22 protein-coding genes are annotated in these 19,847 nt (G+C 62.1%); 10 read left to right on the forward strand and 12 right to left on the reverse strand.

The features are described 5' to 3' along the window. Window positions 1-139: 139 nt before the first annotated feature. A complete protein-coding gene (locus NKJ55_RS07450; RefSeq protein WP_352449328.1) occupies window positions 140-1,231 on the forward strand; it encodes a COX15/CtaA family protein in 1,092 nt (363 codons plus the stop codon). On the opposite strand, the gene NKJ55_RS07455 is transcribed toward NKJ55_RS07450, so the two are convergent. The 3 genes from NKJ55_RS07455 to speB are packed head-to-tail and all read right to left on the reverse strand — an operon-like array spanning window position 1,221 to window position 4,024. Beyond that, the gene (locus NKJ55_RS07455) at window positions 1,221-2,060 is read right to left on the reverse strand and encodes an aminoglycoside phosphotransferase family protein (protein WP_352449329.1); all 840 of its coding nucleotides are present in this window, start codon (window positions 2,058-2,060) and stop codon (window positions 1,221-1,223) included. The two genes, NKJ55_RS07450 and NKJ55_RS07455, sit on opposite strands and share 11 nt — an antisense overlap. Then, window positions 2,061-2,987 (reverse strand): N-acetyl-gamma-glutamyl-phosphate reductase, encoded by a 927-nt coding sequence (argC, locus tag NKJ55_RS07460; protein WP_352449330.1) that lies wholly within the window; start codon window positions 2,985-2,987, stop codon window positions 2,061-2,063. 29 nt (window positions 2,988-3,016) lie between these two features. Next, window positions 3,017-4,024 carry an agmatinase gene (gene speB / locus NKJ55_RS07465; RefSeq protein WP_352449331.1) on the reverse strand — a complete coding sequence of 336 codons (1,008 nt, stop codon included), beginning with the start codon at window positions 4,022-4,024 and terminating at the stop codon, window positions 3,017-3,019. Between the two features lie 305 nt (window positions 4,025-4,329). On the opposite strand from speB, the gene NKJ55_RS07470 reads away from it, so the two are divergent. Continuing rightward, complete coding sequence (locus tag NKJ55_RS07470; RefSeq protein ID WP_352449332.1) at window positions 4,330-5,388, forward strand: glycerophosphodiester phosphodiesterase family protein; 1,059 nt, start codon at window positions 4,330-4,332, stop codon at window positions 5,386-5,388. A 355-nt stretch (window positions 5,389-5,743) separates the two neighbouring features. On the opposite strand, the gene NKJ55_RS07475 is transcribed toward NKJ55_RS07470, so the two are convergent. Continuing rightward, entirely contained in the window at window positions 5,744-6,622 is an 879-nt protein-coding gene (locus tag NKJ55_RS07475; RefSeq protein ID WP_352449333.1) for an aldo/keto reductase family oxidoreductase, read from the reverse strand. A gap of 94 nt (window positions 6,623-6,716) precedes the next feature. Between NKJ55_RS07475 and NKJ55_RS07480 the strand changes: the two genes are divergently transcribed. Then, on the forward strand, window positions 6,717-7,625 hold the full coding sequence (locus NKJ55_RS07480) for a LysR family transcriptional regulator (RefSeq protein ID WP_352449334.1): 909 nt from the start codon (window positions 6,717-6,719) through the stop codon (window positions 7,623-7,625). An 87-nt stretch (window positions 7,626-7,712) separates the two neighbouring features. Here the strand turns inward: NKJ55_RS07480 and NKJ55_RS07485 are convergent, their stop codons facing one another. From NKJ55_RS07485 to NKJ55_RS07510, 6 genes are all read right to left on the reverse strand, one after another. After that, entirely contained in the window at window positions 7,713-8,243 is a 531-nt protein-coding gene (locus NKJ55_RS07485) for a hypothetical protein (RefSeq protein WP_352449336.1), read from the reverse strand. Between the two features lie 224 nt (window positions 8,244-8,467). Then, window positions 8,468-8,950, reverse strand: a complete 483-nt coding sequence (rpsI, locus tag NKJ55_RS07490; RefSeq protein ID WP_023674644.1) for a 30S ribosomal protein S9 — start codon at window positions 8,948-8,950, stop codon at window positions 8,468-8,470. 1 nt (window position 8,951) lies between these two features. Further along, window positions 8,952-9,416: a 50S ribosomal protein L13 gene (gene rplM / locus NKJ55_RS07495; RefSeq protein ID WP_023674645.1), complete on the reverse strand. Its 465-nt coding sequence runs from the start codon at window positions 9,414-9,416 to the stop codon at window positions 8,952-8,954. Between the two features lie 257 nt (window positions 9,417-9,673). Further along, a complete protein-coding gene (locus tag NKJ55_RS07500) occupies window positions 9,674-10,072 on the reverse strand; it encodes a type II toxin-antitoxin system HicB family antitoxin (protein WP_352449337.1) in 399 nt (132 codons plus the stop codon). Between the two features lie 27 nt (window positions 10,073-10,099). After that, window positions 10,100-10,282, reverse strand: coding sequence for a type II toxin-antitoxin system HicA family toxin (locus tag NKJ55_RS07505; protein WP_352449435.1), 183 nt, complete (start codon window positions 10,280-10,282; stop codon window positions 10,100-10,102). A gap of 56 nt (window positions 10,283-10,338) precedes the next feature. Further along, window positions 10,339-10,794, reverse strand: a complete 456-nt coding sequence (locus NKJ55_RS07510) for a PaaI family thioesterase (protein WP_352449338.1) — start codon at window positions 10,792-10,794, stop codon at window positions 10,339-10,341. Window positions 10,795-10,945: 151 nt separating this feature from the next. Here NKJ55_RS07510 and NKJ55_RS07515 point away from each other — a divergent pair, with 151 nt between their 5' ends. From NKJ55_RS07515 to NKJ55_RS07535, 5 genes are all read left to right on the forward strand, one after another. Continuing rightward, entirely contained in the window at window positions 10,946-11,767 is an 822-nt protein-coding gene (locus tag NKJ55_RS07515; RefSeq protein WP_352449339.1) for an enoyl-CoA hydratase, read from the forward strand. 9 nt (window positions 11,768-11,776) lie between these two features. Then, on the forward strand, window positions 11,777-12,199 hold the full coding sequence (locus NKJ55_RS07520) for a VOC family protein (RefSeq protein ID WP_352449340.1): 423 nt from the start codon (window positions 11,777-11,779) through the stop codon (window positions 12,197-12,199). 76 nt (window positions 12,200-12,275) lie between these two features. Continuing rightward, window positions 12,276-12,797: a CoA-binding protein gene (locus tag NKJ55_RS07525; protein WP_352449341.1), complete on the forward strand. Its 522-nt coding sequence runs from the start codon at window positions 12,276-12,278 to the stop codon at window positions 12,795-12,797. 161 nt (window positions 12,798-12,958) lie between these two features. Beyond that, a complete protein-coding gene (locus NKJ55_RS07530) occupies window positions 12,959-14,239 on the forward strand; it encodes an O-acetylhomoserine aminocarboxypropyltransferase (RefSeq protein ID WP_352449342.1) in 1,281 nt (426 codons plus the stop codon). A 5-nt stretch (window positions 14,240-14,244) separates the two neighbouring features. Next, the gene (locus NKJ55_RS07535) at window positions 14,245-14,595 is read left to right on the forward strand and encodes a cupin domain-containing protein (RefSeq protein ID WP_352449343.1); all 351 of its coding nucleotides are present in this window, start codon (window positions 14,245-14,247) and stop codon (window positions 14,593-14,595) included. Between the two features lie 159 nt (window positions 14,596-14,754). Here the strand turns inward: NKJ55_RS07535 and NKJ55_RS07540 are convergent, their stop codons facing one another. Continuing rightward, window positions 14,755-16,212, reverse strand: coding sequence for an LVIVD repeat-containing protein (locus tag NKJ55_RS07540; protein WP_352449344.1), 1,458 nt, complete (start codon window positions 16,210-16,212; stop codon window positions 14,755-14,757). A 109-nt stretch (window positions 16,213-16,321) separates the two neighbouring features. Between NKJ55_RS07540 and NKJ55_RS07545 the strand changes: the two genes are divergently transcribed. After that, on the forward strand, window positions 16,322-17,236 hold the full coding sequence (locus NKJ55_RS07545; protein ID WP_352449345.1) for a LysR family transcriptional regulator: 915 nt from the start codon (window positions 16,322-16,324) through the stop codon (window positions 17,234-17,236). Window positions 17,237-17,397: 161 nt separating this feature from the next. Here NKJ55_RS07545 and NKJ55_RS07550 read toward each other — a convergent pair whose 3' ends face one another. Next, window positions 17,398-18,645 (reverse strand): cytochrome P450, encoded by a 1,248-nt coding sequence (locus NKJ55_RS07550; protein ID WP_352449346.1) that lies wholly within the window; start codon window positions 18,643-18,645, stop codon window positions 17,398-17,400. 96 nt (window positions 18,646-18,741) lie between these two features. Here NKJ55_RS07550 and NKJ55_RS07555 point away from each other — a divergent pair, with 96 nt between their 5' ends. After that, a complete protein-coding gene (locus NKJ55_RS07555; protein WP_352449347.1) occupies window positions 18,742-19,845 on the forward strand; it encodes an NAD(P)/FAD-dependent oxidoreductase in 1,104 nt (367 codons plus the stop codon). Window positions 19,846-19,847: the final 2 nt, after the last annotated feature.

Consider the following 19,847-nt stretch of genomic DNA (forward strand, 5'->3'; position numbering starts at 1 on the left):
TTGATCGCTATCGCTTAGGCCGAACAGCCAATACGCGCAACCCGCCAGAAACGGCGCGACGGCGTGCCGCGCTATCCGGTCTTGCAAGCCGGGTTGCGATGGTTCACCAATCCGCGACTTCAACTGCCGGGACAAATCCATGGCTGCTGCCATATCCGATGCCGCGCCTTTCGCCGCCCGCGATCGCGACCTTCGCAACCGCGCGCTGGTACGCGGTTGGCTCTATGTCGTGCTCCTGGTGCTGTTTGCGCTGGTACTGGTCGGCGGCGCTACAAGGCTCACCAATTCCGGCCTGTCGATCACCGAATGGCAGCCGATACACGGCGTCATCCCGCCGCTCAATGATGCCGAGTGGCAGGAGGAGTTCCTGCGCTACCAGCAGACCCCGCAATATGCCGAACTCAACAACGGCATGAGCATCGAGGCGTTCAAATCGATCTTCTGGTGGGAATGGGTGCACCGCATCCTGGCGCGTAGTGTCGGCGTGGTCTTCGCCCTGCCGCTGCTGTTCTTCTGGGCGACGCGCCGCATCGAGCGGGGCCTCGGCACGAAGTTGTCGGGCATCCTCCTTCTCGGCGCTATGCAGGGCGCGATAGGCTGGTGGATGGTGGCGTCCGGGTTGGTTGACCGGGTTTCGGTCAGCCAATATCGGCTGGCGACGCATCTGACGCTGGCGGCGCTGATCTTCACGGCGACCATGGTGGTCGCGCGTGGGCTGGCGCCGCACTCGGAACCTGCTGCCGACCGCTCGACGCAACGTCTGGCCGGCTTCCTGGTGCTGCTGGCGCTGGTCCAGATCTATCTCGGCGGGCTGGTCGCAGGGCTAGACGCCGGCTTGAGCTACAACACCTGGCCGCTGATGGACGGTAAGCTGGTTCCCGGCGACCTGCTGCTGGAGCCGGCATGGCGCAATTTCTTCGAAAATCCGAAGACGGTGCAATTCGTCCACCGGGTCGGCGCCTACACGATCTTCGCGGTCGCGCTCTGGCACATGATTGCGACACGCCGGCGCCTGCCGGGCACGACGCATGCCCGACGCGCGACGCTGCTGTTCCTGATTGTCGTGGTGCAGGCGTCGATCGGCATCGGCACGCTATTGATGCAGGTGCCTCTGCACATGGCCCTGACGCATCAGGCATTCGCGCTGTTTCTGCTGGGCTTCGCCGCCGCGCATTGGCGCGGTACCAAGGGCGCTTACCCGCTGCCCCACGAGATCGCTCTCAGAGGCTGAGCCGCACCCGCCGGATTGCCGCGGCAATCGCCAGTTCGCGGTTTTCGTCGACCGCATTGCGATCTTCATGGTGCCATGCAGCCGACAGGCAGCCATAGGCGATGGCGTGGTCCAGTATCGCGGGCGGCGACTGGCCGAGCGTTGCTGCAAAGACATGCGCCATATGCGCGATCCGCCGCGGATCGAGGCAAAGATCGTCTCGGTCGAGTGGGTTGTAGAACACATTGGCGGCATCGAAGCCGGGGTCGCCGAGAACGCCCTTTGGATCGATCGCCAGCCAGCCGCGCGGACCGTGCATGATGTTGTCGTGATGCAGGTCGCCATGCAGCGGCCGTACGTCGTGCGGATTGGACAACAGCCGTTCCGCGATTTCGGCAGCTTCGACATACAGGCTCTTTTCGCCGGCGGCGCGATCGGCCTTCGCCTTTTTGAACAGGCTGGAAAACCGGGTCCGCAACGGCTGAAGGTCCGGTGGAGCAGGGTGCTTCGACGGCGAGAACAGCTTGGCCATTACCTCCGCCGCGATCGCGGTGGCGGCATTGTCGCCCTGATCCGCAATCATCTGTGACAGCGAGGTTTCGCCGGCATACTCGAGCAGCATGCGGTGGCCATCGCGGCCCAGCAGCCGCACCGCGCCTTCGCCGCGTCGCCAGGCGAGGAAATGCTCGCCACGCAACTCGTCCTCGACATCGTCGAAAGGCTTTAGATCCTTGACGATTGCCGGCGAGCCGTCCTCGCGCGCGACCTTCCAGATGCGGCTGCTGAACGTTTCGGCGATGAGTTCGGGCGCGCCGACCTTCCAGCGCTTTGGAAATGCCGGCACATCCATTTAGAGGCCGAGCATCAGATCCATGTTCTGCACGGCGGCGCCCGAGGCGCCCTTGCCGAGATTGTCATAGACCGCAAGCAGCAGCGCCTGCGCTCGATCGTCATTGGCGAAGACGTAGAGCTTCATCCGGTTGGTGCCATTATAGATCTCCGGATCGATGTCAGGCATGCGTTCCTGATGCAGATACGGCGCCACCTCGACCACGCCGCCATCGATGGAAGCGAAATGATCGGCGATCGCCGCGTGAAGCTCGGCGCCGGTCGGCACATGGTCGAGGCCGCCGAGTTGCAGCGGCACCACCGTGATCATGCCTTGCGCGAAATTGCCGACCGCCGGCTGCATGATTGGATCGTGCGAAAGCTTAGCATAGGTCCTAAGCTCAGGCACGTGCTTGTGCTGCAGCGTCAGCCCGTAGGGCAGGAATTCCGGCGCATCCTCGCCCTTGCCGACATAATCCTCGATCATCGGCCGGCCGCCGCCGGAATAGCCGGAAATGCCGTTGACGGTGACCGGAAAATCGGCCGGCAGCAGCCCCGCCGCAACCAGCGGCCGCAGCGTCGCGATTGGTCCTTGCGGCCAGCAGCCCGGATTGGCGACGCGCTTCGCCGAAGCGATCTTCTTCGCCTGGTCCTTGTCCATTTCGGCGAAACCATATTCCCACCCATCGGCGACACGATGCGCCGTCGAGGCGTCGATCACTTTGGTGGTGTCATTGGCGATCAGCGAAACGCTTTCCTTGGCGGCCGCGTCCGGTAGGCAGAGAATCGCGACATCGGCGGCATTGAGGAACTCGGCGCGCGCTGCCGTTTCCTTGCGGCGCTCGGTCGGGATGGAGATGATTTCCAGGTCGCCACGCTCGGCAAGCAGCGCCCTTATCTGCAGACCGGTGGTGCCGTGCTCGCCGTCGATGAAGATTTTCGGTTTCATTGCTTGCCAAAATTCCTGTTATCTCAAAGCTATATGCCGCTTGCCTGGTTCAATCCGGCAACGCCATGATTGCCCTGGTTCATTTCTTCGAGTCGGGCCTTTCGTTCCGCCAACAGCCCGAGATAGTGCATGGCCACCATCGACCCGGCAATTGCCGTTATATCGGCGTGATCATAGGCTGGCGCAACCTCGACGACGTCGGCGCCGACGATATCGAGCTGATTGATCTGGCGCAGCACCGACAGGATCTTTGCCGAAGACGGGCCTCCCGCGACCGGCGTTCCGGTGCCGGGCGCAAAAGCCGGGTCCAGGCAATCGATGTCGAAAGTGACGTAGGTCTTCTTGCCGCCCGTACGGTCGACGATGGCATAGGCGATGTCCGACGCACGCATTTCCTCCACTTCATGGCCATACAGGATCTTGATGCCGAACGTGTCGGGCGCGTGGGTGCGGATGCCGATCTGGATCGACCGGTCGGGGTCGATGATGCCCTCCTTGACTGCACGGCCGACGAAGGAGCCGTGATCGATGCGCTTGCCGTCGTCGGGCCAGGTGTCCTGGTGTGCGTCGAACTGCACCAGAGCCAGCGGGCCATGGATGGCGGCATGCGCCTTGAGCAACGGCCAGGTGACGAAGTGATCGCCACCGAGTGACAGCAGAAAGGCGCCGGATTTCAGGATCTTCGCCGCTTCGCGTTCGATCGTGGCAGGCGTCTTCTGGTGATTGCCGCTGTCGAGCAGGCAGTCGCCATAATCGACCACGGCAAGCTGTTCGAACAGGTCGCGCGAAAACGGATATTGCGGATCGTTGTCGAGGATGGCCGAGGCGCGGCGGATTGCCTGCGGTCCGAAACGGGCGCCCGGCCGATTGGTGACCGCAGCGTCAAAGGGAATGCCCCACACCACCGCATCGGCGTCCTTCACGTCCTTCGAATATTTGCGCCGCATGAACGACAGGGCGCCGGCATAGGTCGGCTCGAACGACGCACCCGTCCTGGAGCGGGTGGTGAAGGCATGATCGATGGTCCTTGGCGGCATGAAGCGATCTCCTGTGCGTCGACGCGCAACCTTATTGGACATAATTCTCAGAATTGCGACCCCTGCGGAGGATCATGGCCATTCGATCCGGTCACAAATCCTTGCTCGCCAGGCGAACCCGGCATGGCTCGCCAGGAGATTGCCTGGCAAGCAACCGAAAGTAGCCGCCGACGACTGCCTCGGCCGGCGCTGACCTGATTTTCCGGCATTTTGCAAGCCGGCTTCGTTCACCTGCCTGTCACGGGCATCGCTTAACCGAGGTGCGATCCCGGTACGGAGCGATTCTCGTGCGAATGACCTGTCTCATGCGAACGATTTGGCTGAGCCTTCTGCTTTCCGCGGCGCTGGCGCTCTCCCTTGGCCAGGCATCGGCAGGCGAAACGCGCGCCAGGCAGATTCTCGACCGCTTCGAGCACGCCAACCAATGGCGCGACCATGTGATAGTGGCCGCTCACCGCGCCGGCGGCATGCAATCCGGCAAGACGCTCTATCCCGAAAATTCGATCGCCGCCGTCGAGGCGTCGATCGCAATGGGCGCCGAAATTGTCGAGGTCGATATCAGGCGCTCGAAGGACGGACAGTTCGTCGTCATGCATGACAGTTGGCTCGACCGCACGACGAATTGCAAGGGTGAGGTGGTCAACCGCACGATGGCCGAACTCAAGACGTGCCGGTTGGTGATCGAAGGCACCGGCGCCGTTACGGGCGAGACGGTCTCGACGTTGCGCGAGATGTTGATGACCACCAGGGACAGGATCCTCATCAATCTCGACAACAAGCTCGATACCGAAAGCCTCGTCGGCATGGTCGCGGTTGCGCGCGACCTCGGCATGGCCGAACAGGTGATCGTCAAGGAGAACCTGTGGAATGCGGAGCGGATTGCCAGTGTCAAGGCCGCCATGGACGCGATCGGCAGCGGCTTCCAGTTCATGCCGATTATCGCCGATGACGCGGTTCGCGACGCCATGTTTGCCGAGAAAGTGAGCCGGGCCTTCCCGATGCGCGCGGTCGAGATGATCAACTGGCGCACGGGATCAGAGACACTGACCGAGACCGGCGGCCCGCTGTTCAGCCCGCGTATGCGCGCGCTGGCGGTGAGGGGCGACTGGCACATCTGGGCCGACACCTATGCCATCGTCAACAAGCCGGGCGGCTTCCTCGCCGGTGGTCGCGGCGACGAGCTGGCGGTTGCGGCCAGCCTCCCGCGCGAGACTTATGGCTTCTGGGTCGAGCGCGGCGCCACCATCATCCAGACCGATGAACCGAAGGCCGCCATCAGTTGGCTGGCGGCGAACGGTTTTCGCGTGCCCTATGCCGGTGAGAAGCGCCCGGCCGAGCCTGCCAACACGGCCAGCATCAACTAGACCGGCGCGGCGAGAATTGGATCTCCCTCTTGTGGGAATGATGCCCGGCAGGGCAGAAGGGCGCTGTCCCGCCGACCCCAGGCCGGCAGCGCCAAACTTTCGAAGGAACCCAGAAACAGAAAACCCGCCTCTGTGGGCGGGTCGTTGGAGCCAATTAGCACCATACCCAGATTAGTAGCATAGTTGCCGGCACAAAGCAAGAACAAAATGTGGCGTAGTGGCAGAAAAATCCGACGATCCTTCAGCGTCTCGGCTGTCCCGCCTGCAAGGTCGCGCGCCTTCGCTGTCCTGCCGGCAATCTCCCCGGCAAGAGAACCCACTTGGGGGAGATTGGCTCATCACTGCCTTCGGTAATCTACCCGCAGGCCGCCATTGCCACACCATCCAGCTCCTTGATGACATCGTCCGACAGTTCGAGGTCGGCAGCGGCGAGGTTCTCCCTGAGATGCGCGACGGAAGACGTGCCGGGAATCTGAAGAATGTTGGGTCCGCGGCGAAGCAGCCAAGTGAGCGCGACCTGCATGGGCGTGGCGCCGAGGCGTGCGGCGACCTTGGACAAGGTCGACGACTGCAACGGGTTGAAGCCGCCAAGCGGGAAGAACGGCACATAGGCAATGCCGTCGCGGGCGAGATCGTTGATCAAGGCATCATCGCCCCGATGCGCCAGATTGTACTGGTTCTGCACGCAGACGATCCTGCACATCCTGCGGCCTTCGGCGATCTGCGCAGCGGTGACGTTGCTCAGCCCGATGTGGCGCACGAGGCCCTGTCGCTGGAGCTCGGCAAGCGTCTTAAGCGGCGCCTCGATCGACCCTTCGGCGGGGCCATGCGCGTCGAACATGACCCGAAGGTTGACCACCTCCAGCACGTCGAGTCCGAGATTGTGCAGATTGTCGTGCACCGCCTGTGTCAGCTCTTCTGCCGAGAAGGCCGGCAGCCATGAGCCATCCGTGCCGCGTCGGGCACCGATCTTGGTGACAATAACGAGGTCGTCGGGATAGGGTGCGAGCGCTTCGCGGATCAACAGGTTGGTCACGTGCGGGCCATAGAAGTCGCTGGTGTCGATGTGGTTGACGCCTTGTGCAACGGCTTCGCGCAGTACGGCCAATGCCGCGTCGTGGTCCTTTGGTGGGCCGAAGACGCCTGGCCCTGCGAGCTGCATGGCGCCGTAGCCGAGCCGTCTCACTGGGCGGTCGCCGAGGATGAATGTGCCGGACTGGTCGACGCTGGACATGGTCTTTCTCCTTCAGGAACGGTGCACAGATAGACGCTGTCCGATCTCATGATAATTGGGTACAATTCGCACGGGCTGTGCGGAACGACGAACAATGCAGATTGATCTCGGGGACCTGAACGCCTTCGTGGCCGTAGCGCGCGCCAAAGGTTTTCGGGATGCGGCACGCGCCAGCGGCGGCAGTGCGTCCGGCTTGAGCGAGGCGGTGCGGCGCCTGGAGACGCAGCTCGGTGTCAGGCTGCTCAACCGGACGACCCGCAGCGTTGTCCTGACGGAAGCCGGCGAAGGCCTGCTGGCGCGGCTCGGTCCTGCCTTGACCGAGGTGGAGTCGGCCCTCGACGTAGTGAACGGCTTTCGCGACAGGCCGGCAGGTACGTTGCGCCTCAATGTGCCGGTCAGCGCGGCGCGGCTGGTGCTGCCCAGCATCGTTCCGCCTTTTCTCGCCGCCTATCCAGGCATCCGGTTGGAGGTGATCTCGGAGGAGAGCTTCGTCGATGTGCTGGCGGCGGGGTGCGACGCCGGCATTCGCTATGAGGAGCGGCTGGAGCAGGACATGATCGCTGTGCCGATCGGACCGCGCGTGCAGCGCTTCGCCACCGCCGCCAGCCCGGCCTACCTGGATCGTCATGGCCGGCCGCAACACCCGAGCGACCTGCTCGGCCATGCCTGCCTGCGCGGCCGCTTTGCCAGCCGTGCGATGCCGCCGTGGGAATTCGAGCGCGACGGCGAGGTGGTGCGGGTCGACCCGACGGGGCCGCTTCTCGTGACCCTGGGCGGGGCGACTGACCTCAAAGTCGATGCAGCCATCGCCGGCACCGGCATCATCAGCCTGTTCGAGGATTGGCTACGCCCTCACTTCGAGAGCGGGGCGCTCGAACCGCTGCTCGAACCCTGGTGGCAGAGCTTCTCCGGGCCGTTCCTTTACTATCCCGGCCGGCGCCTCGTGCCGGCACCGTTGCGGGCGTTCATTGACTTCATCAAGGCGTCCGCCGGCCAGCCCTGACACCCGGGAGAGCCGCGCCCGAAAATAAGCGCGGCTCGCTTCCCTCAGGTGACCCGCCACTACGCTTCGCGGCAGCTCTTGCTTGATCTATTTGACTGGAATCATCAGGTGCGCGTAGGGCGTGTCGGGGAACATGACGTATGGCTGTGTGGGGTTCGGCTCGTGGGGATACAAGGCCATCATGTCTGGTGCGTTCATGACCATCACGTGCGGACCATCATGCAGCCATTCGGCCCCCTCCGGCGGCTTGGTTGCAAAGGGGTCGGTATTGCTGGCCGCATCGCCTCCTTTTAGCATGTAGGCGAAAGCAACTTTCCCTGCAGGCGGCTCCTTCTTGGACATGATCGCGTGCATCCACGCCATCCCGTTCTCATCCGTGCACATTGGGTCGTCGGCGGGAGTGCTCGGGTCGTCCGGGATGCAAGTGAAGCCGTTGGTGCCCTTCCTCAACGTCTTCATCTCCCAATTCACGACGGCGGCGTTTTTGCCGACAGCCTCCGGTGCCGCTGTGATCGCATTCTCGATCAGCTGCTCGTCGCTTTTGTCGGCCGCAGGCGCGGCGAATGCCCAAGTGGCGGCGACAGCTGCCAGAAACACACTGCTGGAATGGATGCGCATTGCCTCCTCCTTCGCGAGCGTCGGGTTACCGGCGCGTCGCAACGTGCACAGCTCCCGCTCTGTGGAGTTGGCTGCTGCCCTGGGATCTGGAACGCGCCTGTAATTAAGATACTACTAATATTACGTAGGGTCACCTGAAGATGCGGGATTGCTATGTCGACAAAGAAAAGGGGGCTGCGAATACGCAGCCCCTCTGAAAAAATCGATAGAAAACCGGTCTTTGTTTAACGCTTCGAGAACTGGAAGGAGCGGCGGGCCTTCGCCTTGCCGTACTTCTTGCGCTCGACGACGCGGCTGTCGCGGGTCAGGAAGCCACCCTTCTTGAGCACGGCGCGCAGCGCCGGCTCGTAATAGGTCAGCGCCTTGGAGATGCCGTGGCGCACGGCACCGGCCTGGCCGGAAAGGCCGCCGCCGATGACGGTGGCAACGATGTCGTACTGGCCGGCGCGATTGGCGGCGATGATCGGCTGGTTGAGGATCATCTGCAGCACCGGACGCGCGAAATATTCGGCGAACACCTTGTCGTTGACGACGATCTTGCCGGAGCCGGGCTTCACCCAGACGCGGGCGATGGCGTTCTTGCGCTTGCCGGTGGCGTAGGCGCGGCCCGACTTATCGAGTTTCTGGACGTGGACGGGTGCGGCCGGCTGGGTGTTGGTATTGCCGGTGGCAGCTCCGAGTTCTGCGAGCGAGGAAAGCTCAGCCATCTTACGAAACCTTCTTGTTCTTGGCGTTCAGCTTGGCCACGTCGAGGACGACGGGCTGCTGGGCGACATGCGGATGTTCCGTGCCTGCATAGACGCGGAGGTTCTTCATCTGGCGACGGCCGAGCGGGCCACGCGGGATCATGCGTTCGACGGCCTTCTCGACGACACGCTCGGGGAAACGACCCTCGAGTAGCTGGCGCGCGGTGCGCTCCTTGACGCCGCCGGGGTGGCCGGTGTGCCAGTAATAGACCTTGTCGGTGAACTTCTTGCCGGTGAACACCACCTTGTCGGCATTGATGACGATGACGTTGTCGCCGTCGTCGACGTGCGGGGTGAAGGTGGGCTTGTGCTTGCCGCGAAGATGATTGGCGATGACAGTGGCGAGACGGCCGACGACGAGACCCTCGGCGTCGATCAGCACCCACTTCTTCACCACATCCGCAGGCTTCTGCGAAAAGGTTGCCATGGATTGTTGCTTTCGGTTCGGACCTTCAAAAGAAGGCGTTTCTTGTTGCTTGGATTGGCGAAAGGCGCTTGCCCGCCGCCAATAACAAAACGGCGGCCTTTGCGGGCCGCTGCTTCGTCACGGCTTATAGGGGAGGGGTTCGACCGCGTCAAGGCGCATGAAACACTTGCCAGAAGATAAAGCCAAATGAAAACAATGACTTGTGTTAAAGGTATGATTTTACCACATCGCGATTTTGGCTCTATGTCGGGCAAGTCTCAGTGCTTTGCCTCGATTTCCTTGCGAGCTGCGCTGGAGAGGAATGCCGATCGCGTTATGCCTCGGTCGCGCGCTGCGGCGTCGATCGCCCGCAAAACGCCACGCTCGAAAGTCACATTCGCCCTCACGACGGCGCTGTCATTGTCGATGAGTGGTACCGAGACCAGATAGCCTCCTTCAGCAAGTGCTTTGCGTATATCCGCAAGCGCGATGATCGCCTCGTGGCTGGACGGTTCGGGAACAGGCATATCCTCCGCCCACAGTTGCAACGCTTCGACTGCATTCGGTACGATGTCTTCCGCCTCGTCCGCGGCTGAAAAGCAGCCGGGAATGTCGGGAAAGCGAATGCCGAACGCGCTGTCGGGATCTTTATCGACCAACGCGAAATAGTTCTTCATCTCAGCCTCCAAGCCGCTTCAGGTCGCCTATATCCAGCCCGCTTGCTTGGCGATGGCGCGAGCTGTACCGGTTGGTAGATCCTTCTCCGGATGCGGAACGATCAACACGATCTCGCCCTTTCGGAACTTGTGATGTGAGCCGCGTATGGAAACCAGCTCGAAACCGTCGTCCTTGAGACGCTTCACGATTTTGCGGCTGTCACGCTCCAGCAAAGATCACCTATGCGCACATATATACACATCAAGGAAAAATTCAATCGAAAGCATCAGGCCGGCCCTCGCTTTGGCGGGATCGAATAGGTGCCCGTTGCGTGCGCTACCGTGTGTCCCTCCGGGCCGGCGACGATGTCGATATCGAACACCATCAGGCTCTTGCCGAGCTTGAGGATGCGGCAATGGCCGTCGATAGGACCACTCTCGGCCTTGCGGACGAAATTGATGTTGAGACTGGTGGTGACCGAAAGTGCATCCGGTCCGGCATGCGAGAGCACGCAGACATAGCCGCCTATGTCGGCCAGCGTGAACAGCGCTGAACCCGACACGGTGCCGCCGGGACGCAAATGGCGCTCGTCGGCGTTGAGCCGCACGATACAGCCGCCTGGAAACACCTCCAACGCCTCATAGAAGGTGAACTGGTCGTTGAGTTGCGGGAAAACGGTCGCCATCAGCGCGTTGACATCAGCAGCCGTCAGCACCGGCTTGAGGTTGCTTTGGGCAGGCATGTCGGTCCCTCGTTTGCGCCTGCCTGTATGAGCGTAGCGTGCCGTTTCTGGCAACAGCCATTCATTATGGCAGAAGCGGGGTGTTGGACGAAGCGAGACCGGCATACTAGATTAGTCGATCACCGATCCGGAATCGCGGAGGAATGACCCCATGGCCGAAATCGTTGCCATCAAACCTGCCGTTGCCGAAGGGCCGGTCGTCTCCAGGCTGGACAACGGCGTGCTGCGCCTGACGCTCGCCAATCCGCCGGCCAACGCTCTTTCGCTTGCAGTGATGGCGGCGCTGATGGCGGAACTCGACCGCGCCAAGGCCGACAAATCCGTCCGCGTCATCATTCTTGGGGCGGCCGGCAAAGTGTTCTGCGCCGGGCACGACCTCAAGGAGTTGAGCACGCACCGCGCCGATGCCGATCGCGGCAGGGCCTTTTTCGAAAAGACCTTTTCCGCCTGCGCCGCGCTGATGCAGGCGATCGTTCGCCATCCTAAGCCGGTGATCGCCGAAGTCGACGGCCTGGCGACGGCGGCCGGATTGCAGCTGGTCGCCAGCTGCGATCTCGCCATCGCCTCGCACGAGGCGACCTTCTGCACGCCTGGCGTCAATATCGGACTGTTCTGCTCGACGCCGATGGTGGCGCTGTCGCGCAACGTCTCGCGCAAGCACGCCATGGAGATGCTTTTGACCGGCGAGACGATCGATGCGGCAACCGCCAAGGAATTCGGCTTGGTCAACCGCGTCGTGCCGCGCGAATATCTGAATCAGATTGTCACCAAATACGCGCAAACCATTGCGTCCAAATCCTCCCTGGTCGTCAAGATCGGCAAGGAAGCCTTCTACGAACAGGCAGAAATGGGGCTGGCCGAGGCCTATGATTACACCGGGCGCGTCATGGTCGAGAACATGCTGGCGCGCGATGCGGAAGAGGGCATTGGCGCCTTCATCGGAAAGCGCAGGCCGGAATGGCCGGAGGAATAGGAGGCGGATATGGAACCGCGCATCTCCATCATCACCATCGCCACCGACGATCTCGACCGTGCGACCCGCTTCTATGAGGCGATGGGCCTGACCCGCCATGCCGGGATCACCGACGGCGTTGCCTTCTTCCAGATGGGCGGCGCTATTCTTGGCTTGTTTCCGCGCCCAAGCGCAGAAGAGGATTCGGGCGTCAGCTTCTCGAAGGCGCCGTCGGCCGTCTACCTCGCCTACAACACCCGCTCTGACGCCGAGGTCGACGAAGTGCTTGCGGCGGCTGAGAAGGCCGGCGGCAAGATCGTCAAGCCGGCCGGGCGCGCCTTCTGGGGCGGCTGGTACGGCTATTTCGCCGATGCGGACGGGCATGTCTGGGAAGTCGCGCACAATCCGGCTTTTCCGATCGCGGAAGACGGATCGATTTCGCTGCCGGGCTGACGACGTTCTCCCTGGCCCATTGCAAGCCACTTGCTCGGCTGTTGGCACCTCACTCCGAAGCGCTGTATGACGAGGCATGAACCACGACGCCTACGACAACGCCTATATCGCCGGCATCCTCAATTCGGTGAAGACCATCGCCATGGTCGGCGCATCGGCCAATGACGTGCGGCCGAGCTATTTCGTGCTGAAATATCTGCTCGGCAAAGGGTTCTCGTTGTTCCCGATCAATCCCGGCCAGGCTGGCAAGGCGATTCTGGGCCAGATGACCTATGCCAGACTCGCCGACGTTCCAGGACCTGTCGATATGGTCGACGTGTTTCGCGCTTCCGCTGCCGTGCCGGGCATTGTCGACGAGGTGTTGCGGCTCGATCCGCTGCCGAAGGTCATCTGGATGCAGCTTGGCATACGCCATGACGAGGCGGCCGCACGCGCCGAAGCCGCCGGCATCAAGGTGGTGATGAACCGTTGCCCCAAGATCGAATATGGCAAGCTGTCCGGCGAGATCGGCTGGACCGGCGTCAATTCAGGCGTGCTGTCGTCGAAGAAGCCGCTGATGCGGCCGGGGTTCCAGAGTTTCGGCGTTCGCCAGAAGTAGGTAATGGATAGTGAATGGTGAATAGAAGGATTTTTCTGGAAGGCCGGCAAGGCGGCATATGAGCCGCTTGCAATCAGGGTGGGGCTGGCCGACTTTGCCATTCACCATTCACCATTCACCATTCACCATTCACCATTCACCATTCAGGGAGGTTTTTTTCGATGGCCCGCACGCCCGGTTTCAACACGCTCGCCGTCCATGCCGGCGCCAAGCCGGATCCGGCGACCGGCGCGCGAGCGACGCCGATCTACCAGACCACCTCCTTCGTCTTCGACGATGCCGACCATGCCGCCTCGCTGTTCGGGCTGAAGGCGTTCGGCAACATCTACACCCGCATCATGAACCCGACCCAGGCGGTGTTGGAAGAGCGCATCGCGGCACTCGAAGGCGGCACGGCAGGCCTTGCGGTCGCCTCCGGCCATGCCGCGCAGGTGCTGGTCTTCCACAATCTGATGCAGCCGGGCGACAATTTCGTTTCAGCGACAAAGCTTTACGGCGGCTCGATCAACCAGTTCGGCCACGCCTTCAAGAATTTCGGCTGGCAGGTGCGCTGGGCCGACACCAGTGACATCTCGACCTTCGAGAGCCAGATCGACGACAGGACCAAGGCAATCTTCATCGAGAGCCTGGCCAATCCGGGCGGCGTCTTCGTCGATATCGAGAAGATCGGCGACATTGCCCGCAAGCACGGCCTGCCGCTGATCGTCGACAACACGCTGGCCTCGCCCTATCTGCTGCGGCCGATCGAGCATGGCGCCGACATCGTCGTGCATTCGCTGACCAAGTTCATCGGCGGCCACGGCAACTCGATCGGCGGCGCCATTGTCGACGGCGGCACCTTCGACTGGTCGAAGTCGGGCAAATATCCGATGCTGTCGGAGCCGCGCCCCGAATATGGCGGCCTCGTCCTGCACGAGACCTTCGGCAATTTCGCCTTCGCCATCGCTGCTCGCGTGCTCGGCCTGCGCGACATCGGCGCGGCGATTTCGCCGTTCAACGCATTCCTTATCCTGACCGGTCTGGAAACCTTGCCGCTCAGGATGCAGCGCCACTGCGACAATGCGGCGGCGGTCGCCGGATGGCTTTCCAACCATCCCAAGGTCGCCTGGGTGTCCTATCCCGGCCTGCCCAGCGACAAGAACAATGCGCTGCAGAAGAAGTACTCGCCGCTTGGCGCCGGCGCTGTGTTCACTTTCGGGCTGAAGGGCGGCTATGCCGCGGGCATCAAGTTCGTCGAGGCGCTCGAGCTGTTCTCGCACCTGGCCAATGTCGGCGACACCAAGTCGCTGGTCATCCACCCGGCATCGACCACGCATCGCCAGCTTTCCGACGAGCAGAAGATCAACGCGGGGGCAGGGCCGGACACGGTCAGGCTTTCGGTCGGCATCGAGGACGTCAACGACATCGTCGCCGATCTGGAACAGGCTCTCGCCAAGGTTTGATCGCCATGACCACGCCGAAGTTTCTTTCCGTCGGCGTCGACACCGTCGAAGCCGAGCATGGCGCACCGGCGCCGGATCGCCTGATTTCAGGCGAACCGAAATTCCGCACCTGGAATGTCGAGGAACAGGCGGGTGGCCTTTATGCCGGCATCTGGGAAGCAACGCCGGGCAAATGGCGCATCGAATATGATGAGTGGGAGTTCTGCCACATCCTGTCAGGGGTTTCGGTGATCGCCGAAGACGGCGGCGATGCGCGCACCGTCAAAGCCGGCGATAGTTTCGTGCTGAGGCCGGGTTTCAAGGGGAGCTGGGAAGTGCTTGAAACGACTCGCAAGGAGTATGTGATCAAGCTTTGATCTCGCATCGCGCCGGACTTTACAAAAGGGAATCGATGTCCGTGTCGGAAAATCCGTATCGGCTCATCATGTCGCGGTGCCATGAAACTTTCCCAGCAAATCATGACTGCCTCCGCTTCCGCGCTCCGACTAAGGCTTCATTCAGGGTGAATGTGACCGTCACGTTCGATCCGTTTCCGGCCGCGGGCCGGTGTAGCGGAGAATCCAGAGCCCCTGGTTCTTGTCAGTTATGTAAATGAAGCCGCGCCGGTCCACGACCACGTCCTCGGTCTGAACAACCAGCTTGTCTTCCGGCATAGGGCCGTAGCGTCGGACTGGCTCCGGCGGGATGAAGTAGCCGACCTCGCGCGGAAGCCGAGTATTCGAGACGTCATAGACCCTGAGCCCAGCGTTGAAGTGCGCGATATAGAACAAATCGCCTTGTTTCTGGACATCGGGATGATGCTGGTGGTGGTTGATGTTGTGCGGCCCGCGCCAGCCGCCACGAGTTGTGAAATCCGAATAGGGAGCGCCTTCGGGTGGCACTGGTTCGGGCAACAGCGACAGCAGGAAGGGTTCACTGGAATCGGAAATATCGACGATCGAAGCGTGATGCATCGGACCAAGTCCATAGGTGACGTTCTCCGAATTGGCGAAGGCAATGCCGCGCTCTGGAATCGGCAGCACGCTATGCACACCGAAGCGCGAATGAAACGGAGGGCTGAAGCTCAGGCCGCCGACCTGCCTCGGCTGGGAGACGTCGCTAATATCGAGCACAACGATTCCCGCCGCACCATAAGGCAAATAGACAAGATCGCCAGTGACATAAGGCGGGCCGTGCAGCGAGACATCCTCGCCCGTGCTGGCGCAGAAGGCGCCGCACATGCATTGCGGCTTCAGTCGCAACCGGTAGCGATCGGCGGTCTCCTGGTCGGCGGCGGGCTTCGCAGCCGCAAAGCTCTCGCCGCCGGCCTCGTGCTGGCCCGGCACCCACCAGCGTCCGGCTTCGCGCGGATTCGAGCGATCCGAAATATCGAGGATGACGTAGATGTTGCCCCTGTAACCCGGCATGCCGGCGGCAAGGTGGACATAACGTCCACCGGGATAGAGGTTGCGATGCGTGCCGTTTCCGCCGGTGCGGTAGTGACTGAGTTGTTTCGGATTGATGGGATCCGCGATATCCCAGATCAGAACGCCTTCGCCGAACGGTGCGTCGGGGTCACCGCCGAAATTAGCAAAGGGCTTTTCGAGGGCGGTCACCATCGTGTCGCCGGACAAATCTATTTGTAGAGTCCAAGTATTCGTGCCGAGATAGGGCACGAACTTGACCGTCTCGGGCTTGGCCGGGTCGGTCACGTCCACGATGCTCCAGCCGGAGTGCCAGAAGTGCCCAGTGTAGAGATACCAACGTTCGCCAACCTGCCTGATCGCCATTTTGAAGGCTGGGCGATGATCGAGATCGGTATAACCCACTGCTTCGACATTGTGGGCGAAAGCGCCAGGGGGCGCTGGCGACGAAGCTGGAACGGGTTGGGCAAGGGCCTCGCAGACAAGACCGGATTGAGATGTCGCGGCGATCGTCGCGCCGATGAGCGGCACTTTCAGCATCTGGCGGCGTGAAATCTCGGAATTTTTCAAAGCGCGTCTCCCGGATTTTGCAGCTTTCCGGATTTTGCAGATTCCGATACTTTCCGTCCAATATCGTTTGAGCCATGGGTAATTCTATTTGGGAAATTAAAGGCTGAAGATGAACCACAAGCTGATGCAGTCCTTCATGGCCGTCGCCGAAGAGCTGCATTTCGGGCGCGCGGCAGCGCGCTTGCATATCTCACAGCCGCCCCTGACAAAGCAGATCCAGCAACTGGAACAGGCGATGGGTGTGCGCTTGCTGGAGCGCACCAAGCGCAAGGTCGAACTGACTGCGGCGGGGCGTGTGTTCCTTGATGAGGTTAGGGCCGTGCTTCACCAGACAGAGCAGGCGGTGGAGCTTGCTCGCAAAGCCGATCGTGGCGAAACCGGCCATCTTGCTGTCGGATTCATCGACGCGGCTATCTACAGTGTGGTGCCTTCTGTCGTCCAACGCTTCGCCAAGCGCTATCCCGAGGTCGAGTTGAGCCTGACCGACCTGCGCATTCCCAATCAAGTCAGGGCAGTGGCCGAACGCCAGCTCGATATCGGTTTTGTCCATCCTCCCGTCGTTCACGAGGCATTGAGGGTCGAAAGCATACTGGTCGAACCCCTGATCGTGGCCTTGCCGGAAACGCATCGGCTGGCCTCGGAAGCAGAGGTCGCGCTGGCCGACCTGGCCTCCGAAGCGTTGATTCAGTTCCCGCGCAGCATCAATCCATCCCTCTATGACGAGATCGTCGGGCTGTGCCGTTCATCCGGGTTCAGCCCGAGGATCGTTCGAGAAGCAACGCCCAAGCAGACAATCATCGGACTTGTATCCGTCGGGCTGGGCGTCTCGTTGCTGCCCGCTTGTCTGCAAAATTTGCGCCGGCACGGCGTCGTTTATCGCCCCATCCAGGGACGAACCTTGTCCATCGACACTTCAATCATCTACCGGCATGAACAACCCTCGCCGGTGCTGAAGGCCTTCCTCGACATCGTCCGCGAGACGACGCAAAAAGATTCAAATCCCGTCTCTCTTCAAGCTTCATGACCGAATTTCTGTAGGCATCCGGGATTGTTAGTGTGAGGTCTTGCTTCCGGTAGCTTCATCGTTCGATCGGCGATTATTTGGCACTCGCGACCTTGAGATGTTACCTATTTGACCGGAATTCGCCGGAGCCGGCTTTCGAAGCCTGTCGTCGGAAGCCGTCCTCAGATTCTGATGGCAAGCGTTTCCAGCCCGTGGAAATGATACGTGTCACGGAAGCGCGGCTGTTCGGCCATTTGGAGCCGCGGCAGGCGTTCGAACAAGGTTTTCAGCGACACCTGCAGTTCGAGCCGGGCGAGCGGCGCGCCGATGCAGAAATGGATGCCGGCGCCGAACGATACGTTCTTCTGGTCGGCACGGTCCGGCCTGAAGGCGAGGGGCTGGGCAAACGCAGTAGGGTCGCGATTGGCCATGCCGAGCAACAGCCCGATCGTCTCGCCCGGCTGGACGATGATCCCCGGCCCGGCCTCGACCTCCTGATAGGCGTAGCGCGTGAACATGTGCAGCGGCGCGTCGAAGCGCAGGCACTCTTCGACCGTCGCGGCTGTTGCTTCCGGTGAGGCGAAGAAGCGGCGCGCGTCGCCGCCTTGCGCAAGGATCGAGCGCACCGCATTGCCGGTCTGGTGGACAGTTGCTTCATGGCCGGCATTGAGCAAAAGGATGGCCGAGGATACCAGCTCGTCCTCCGACAGTTTCTGGCCGTCCTCCTGTGCCGCAATCAGCAGCGACAGAAGATCCTCGCCCGGCCTCTTTCGCCGCTCGGCGACGTAGCCGCGCAGAAAATCGGAAAAGTCGCGCGCGGCGCGATTGGCCGTGTCCTCCGTCTCGCGGGTGCGGCCATGCATGTACATGGCGACCATCCGATGCGACCAGTCGAGCAGCTGCGGCCCCATGTCGACCGGCACGCCGAGCATCTCCGCAATGATGGTGATCGGCAAGGGAGCTGCGAATGCCGGCAGCAGGTCGACTCCTCCTGGTTCGAAACGGTCGATCAGTTCGTTGGCCAGCGCCTCGACACGTGGCCTGAGCCGCTCGACCTGGCGCGAGACGAAGGCGCGGTTGACCAGCGTTCTGAGCCGTGTGTGGACAGGCGGCTCCAGCTCCAGCATCGAATTGGCCTCGATGCCGTCGAACGCGCTGAGGTGCGTGCGGTCCTGACCGATGCCTCGGCTGTCCGGAATGCCGGCCGGGTTCTGCCGGCCGAAGCGGCGATCGCGCAGCAGCCGGTTGACGTCGTCGAAGCCGCCAAAGCACCAGAAACCAAACTCCTCCCAGAAGAAGGCGTTCAATGCGCCATGCAGGAAGGCATAGGCTTCGTAAGGGTTCTGGAAAAAAGCCGGTTCGTGCGGATCGAGCCGCAGGCGGCGGGAGGCTGGATCAAAGGCAAGATAGGGCGGCTTCAATTCGGTCATGCCAGATCATTAGCGCGGCTTGCCAGTCTGGTGCCAGACCGTATGTTGGCCCTCCCGTGAGGTGAGCCGCCGAAGCGGTTGCGGAAGGACGGTTTCATGAATGTGATCGTGGTCGGTGCGGGCATTGCCGGGCTTTCGACGGCGTGGTCGCTGGCCAAGGCCGGTCACCTCGTCTCGATCGTCGAGCAGGGACCAATCCCCAATCCGCTCGCCGCCTCCGGCGACCATCATCGCATCATCCGCCGCGCCTACCGGGCCGGAACGGGCTATGGCCGGCTGATCACCGAAGCGTATGAAGCCTGGGATGAGATGTGGGCCGATCTCGGTGAAAGCCATCTCGATCCGCGCGGCTTCATCTGCATTTCGCGCCAGCCGGGCGATGAGGCCGAGGAATACCGCGAAGGCATGGAAGCCGGGAACTACCCGTTCGAATTGTTCGAGCCGGATGCCGCGGTCGAACGCTGGCCGTTCCTAGAACCTGGTTCATTCCGCTATGCGTATTTTTCGCCGGACGGCGGCGCGCTGCACTGCCGCAAGATCGCTGCCGGCCTCGCCAGGTGGCTGCGCGCGAACGGCGCCAATGTCTACGAAAACAGCAAGGTGGTCGAGATCGACGCCGAGGCCGGGCATGTCGTGCTGGCGGGCGGCGAAACGATGCAGGCCGACCGGATCGTCGTCGCTGCCGGCGCCTGGGTGCTAAAACTGTTCCCGGAGCTGGATGGCGAGCTGAAAACCTGGCGCACCGCGCTCGCCTATGTCGAACCGCCGACGGACCTGAAAGCGGTCTGGCAGGAAGCACCGGTCGTCCTCAACATCGGCGGCACTGTCGACGGCTACGCCATCCCGCCCTCGGGCGGGGCCGGCATGAAATTCGGCTCGGGCCTGCACAGGGTGCCGACCAGCGATGCCGACTGGAACCGTCAGCCGGTGCCGGGCGAAGGCGAGGCGATCCGCAACCTGTTTTCACCGCCGATTGCCCGTATTGACGAGTACAAGGTCACCGAAGTGGTCACCTGCGCCTACACCTTCACCGCCGACGAGAAATTTCTGGCCCACCGGAAAGGCAGATGCCTGGTCGTCTCGGCCTGCTCCGGCCACGGCTACAAGTTCGGCGCGGCGGTCGGCAGAAGGGTTGCGGCCTGCGTCGGCAATGGCGATGTCGGCGGCCTGAAGAAATGGCTCAGGGCCGAGGCGGCCTGAGC

The organism is Mesorhizobium sp. M0106, assembly GCF_040322715.1.
GTDB lineage: Bacteria > Pseudomonadota > Alphaproteobacteria > Rhizobiales > Rhizobiaceae > Mesorhizobium.

What these genes read in the sequence shown, in the direction of transcription:
- NKJ55_RS07450 (WP_352449328.1), top strand. Translation starts at nt 140, where the DNA reads ATGGCTGCTGCCATATCCGATGCCGCGCCTTTCGCCGCCCGCGATCGC.
- NKJ55_RS07455 (WP_352449329.1), bottom strand. Translation starts at nt 2,060, where the DNA reads ATGGATGTGCCGGCATTTCCAAAGCGCTGGAAGGTCGGCGCGCCCGAA.
- argC (WP_352449330.1), bottom strand. Translation starts at nt 2,987, where the DNA reads ATGAAACCGAAAATCTTCATCGACGGCGAGCACGGCACCACCGGTCTG.
- speB (WP_352449331.1), bottom strand. Translation starts at nt 4,024, where the DNA reads ATGCCGCCAAGGACCATCGATCATGCCTTCACCACCCGCTCCAGGACG.
- NKJ55_RS07470 (WP_352449332.1), top strand. Translation starts at nt 4,330, where the DNA reads ATGCGAACGATTTGGCTGAGCCTTCTGCTTTCCGCGGCGCTGGCGCTC.
- NKJ55_RS07475 (WP_352449333.1), bottom strand. Translation starts at nt 6,622, where the DNA reads ATGTCCAGCGTCGACCAGTCCGGCACATTCATCCTCGGCGACCGCCCA.
- NKJ55_RS07480 (WP_352449334.1), top strand. Translation starts at nt 6,717, where the DNA reads ATGCAGATTGATCTCGGGGACCTGAACGCCTTCGTGGCCGTAGCGCGC.
- NKJ55_RS07485 (WP_352449336.1), bottom strand. Translation starts at nt 8,243, where the DNA reads ATGCGCATCCATTCCAGCAGTGTGTTTCTGGCAGCTGTCGCCGCCACT.
- rpsI (WP_023674644.1), bottom strand. Translation starts at nt 8,950, where the DNA reads ATGGCTGAGCTTTCCTCGCTCGCAGAACTCGGAGCTGCCACCGGCAAT.
- rplM (WP_023674645.1), bottom strand. Translation starts at nt 9,416, where the DNA reads ATGGCAACCTTTTCGCAGAAGCCTGCGGATGTGGTGAAGAAGTGGGTG.
- NKJ55_RS07500 (WP_352449337.1), bottom strand. Translation starts at nt 10,072, where the DNA reads ATGAAGAACTATTTCGCGTTGGTCGATAAAGATCCCGACAGCGCGTTC.
- NKJ55_RS07510 (WP_352449338.1), bottom strand. Translation starts at nt 10,794, where the DNA reads ATGCCTGCCCAAAGCAACCTCAAGCCGGTGCTGACGGCTGCTGATGTC.
- NKJ55_RS07515 (WP_352449339.1), top strand. Translation starts at nt 10,946, where the DNA reads ATGGCCGAAATCGTTGCCATCAAACCTGCCGTTGCCGAAGGGCCGGTC.
- NKJ55_RS07520 (WP_352449340.1), top strand. Translation starts at nt 11,777, where the DNA reads ATGGAACCGCGCATCTCCATCATCACCATCGCCACCGACGATCTCGAC.
- NKJ55_RS07525 (WP_352449341.1), top strand. Translation starts at nt 12,276, where the DNA reads ATGAACCACGACGCCTACGACAACGCCTATATCGCCGGCATCCTCAAT.
- NKJ55_RS07530 (WP_352449342.1), top strand. Translation starts at nt 12,959, where the DNA reads ATGGCCCGCACGCCCGGTTTCAACACGCTCGCCGTCCATGCCGGCGCC.
- NKJ55_RS07535 (WP_352449343.1), top strand. Translation starts at nt 14,245, where the DNA reads ATGACCACGCCGAAGTTTCTTTCCGTCGGCGTCGACACCGTCGAAGCC.
- NKJ55_RS07545 (WP_352449345.1), top strand. Translation starts at nt 16,322, where the DNA reads ATGAACCACAAGCTGATGCAGTCCTTCATGGCCGTCGCCGAAGAGCTG.
- NKJ55_RS07550 (WP_352449346.1), bottom strand. Translation starts at nt 18,645, where the DNA reads ATGACCGAATTGAAGCCGCCCTATCTTGCCTTTGATCCAGCCTCCCGC.
- NKJ55_RS07555 (WP_352449347.1), top strand. Translation starts at nt 18,742, where the DNA reads ATGAATGTGATCGTGGTCGGTGCGGGCATTGCCGGGCTTTCGACGGCG.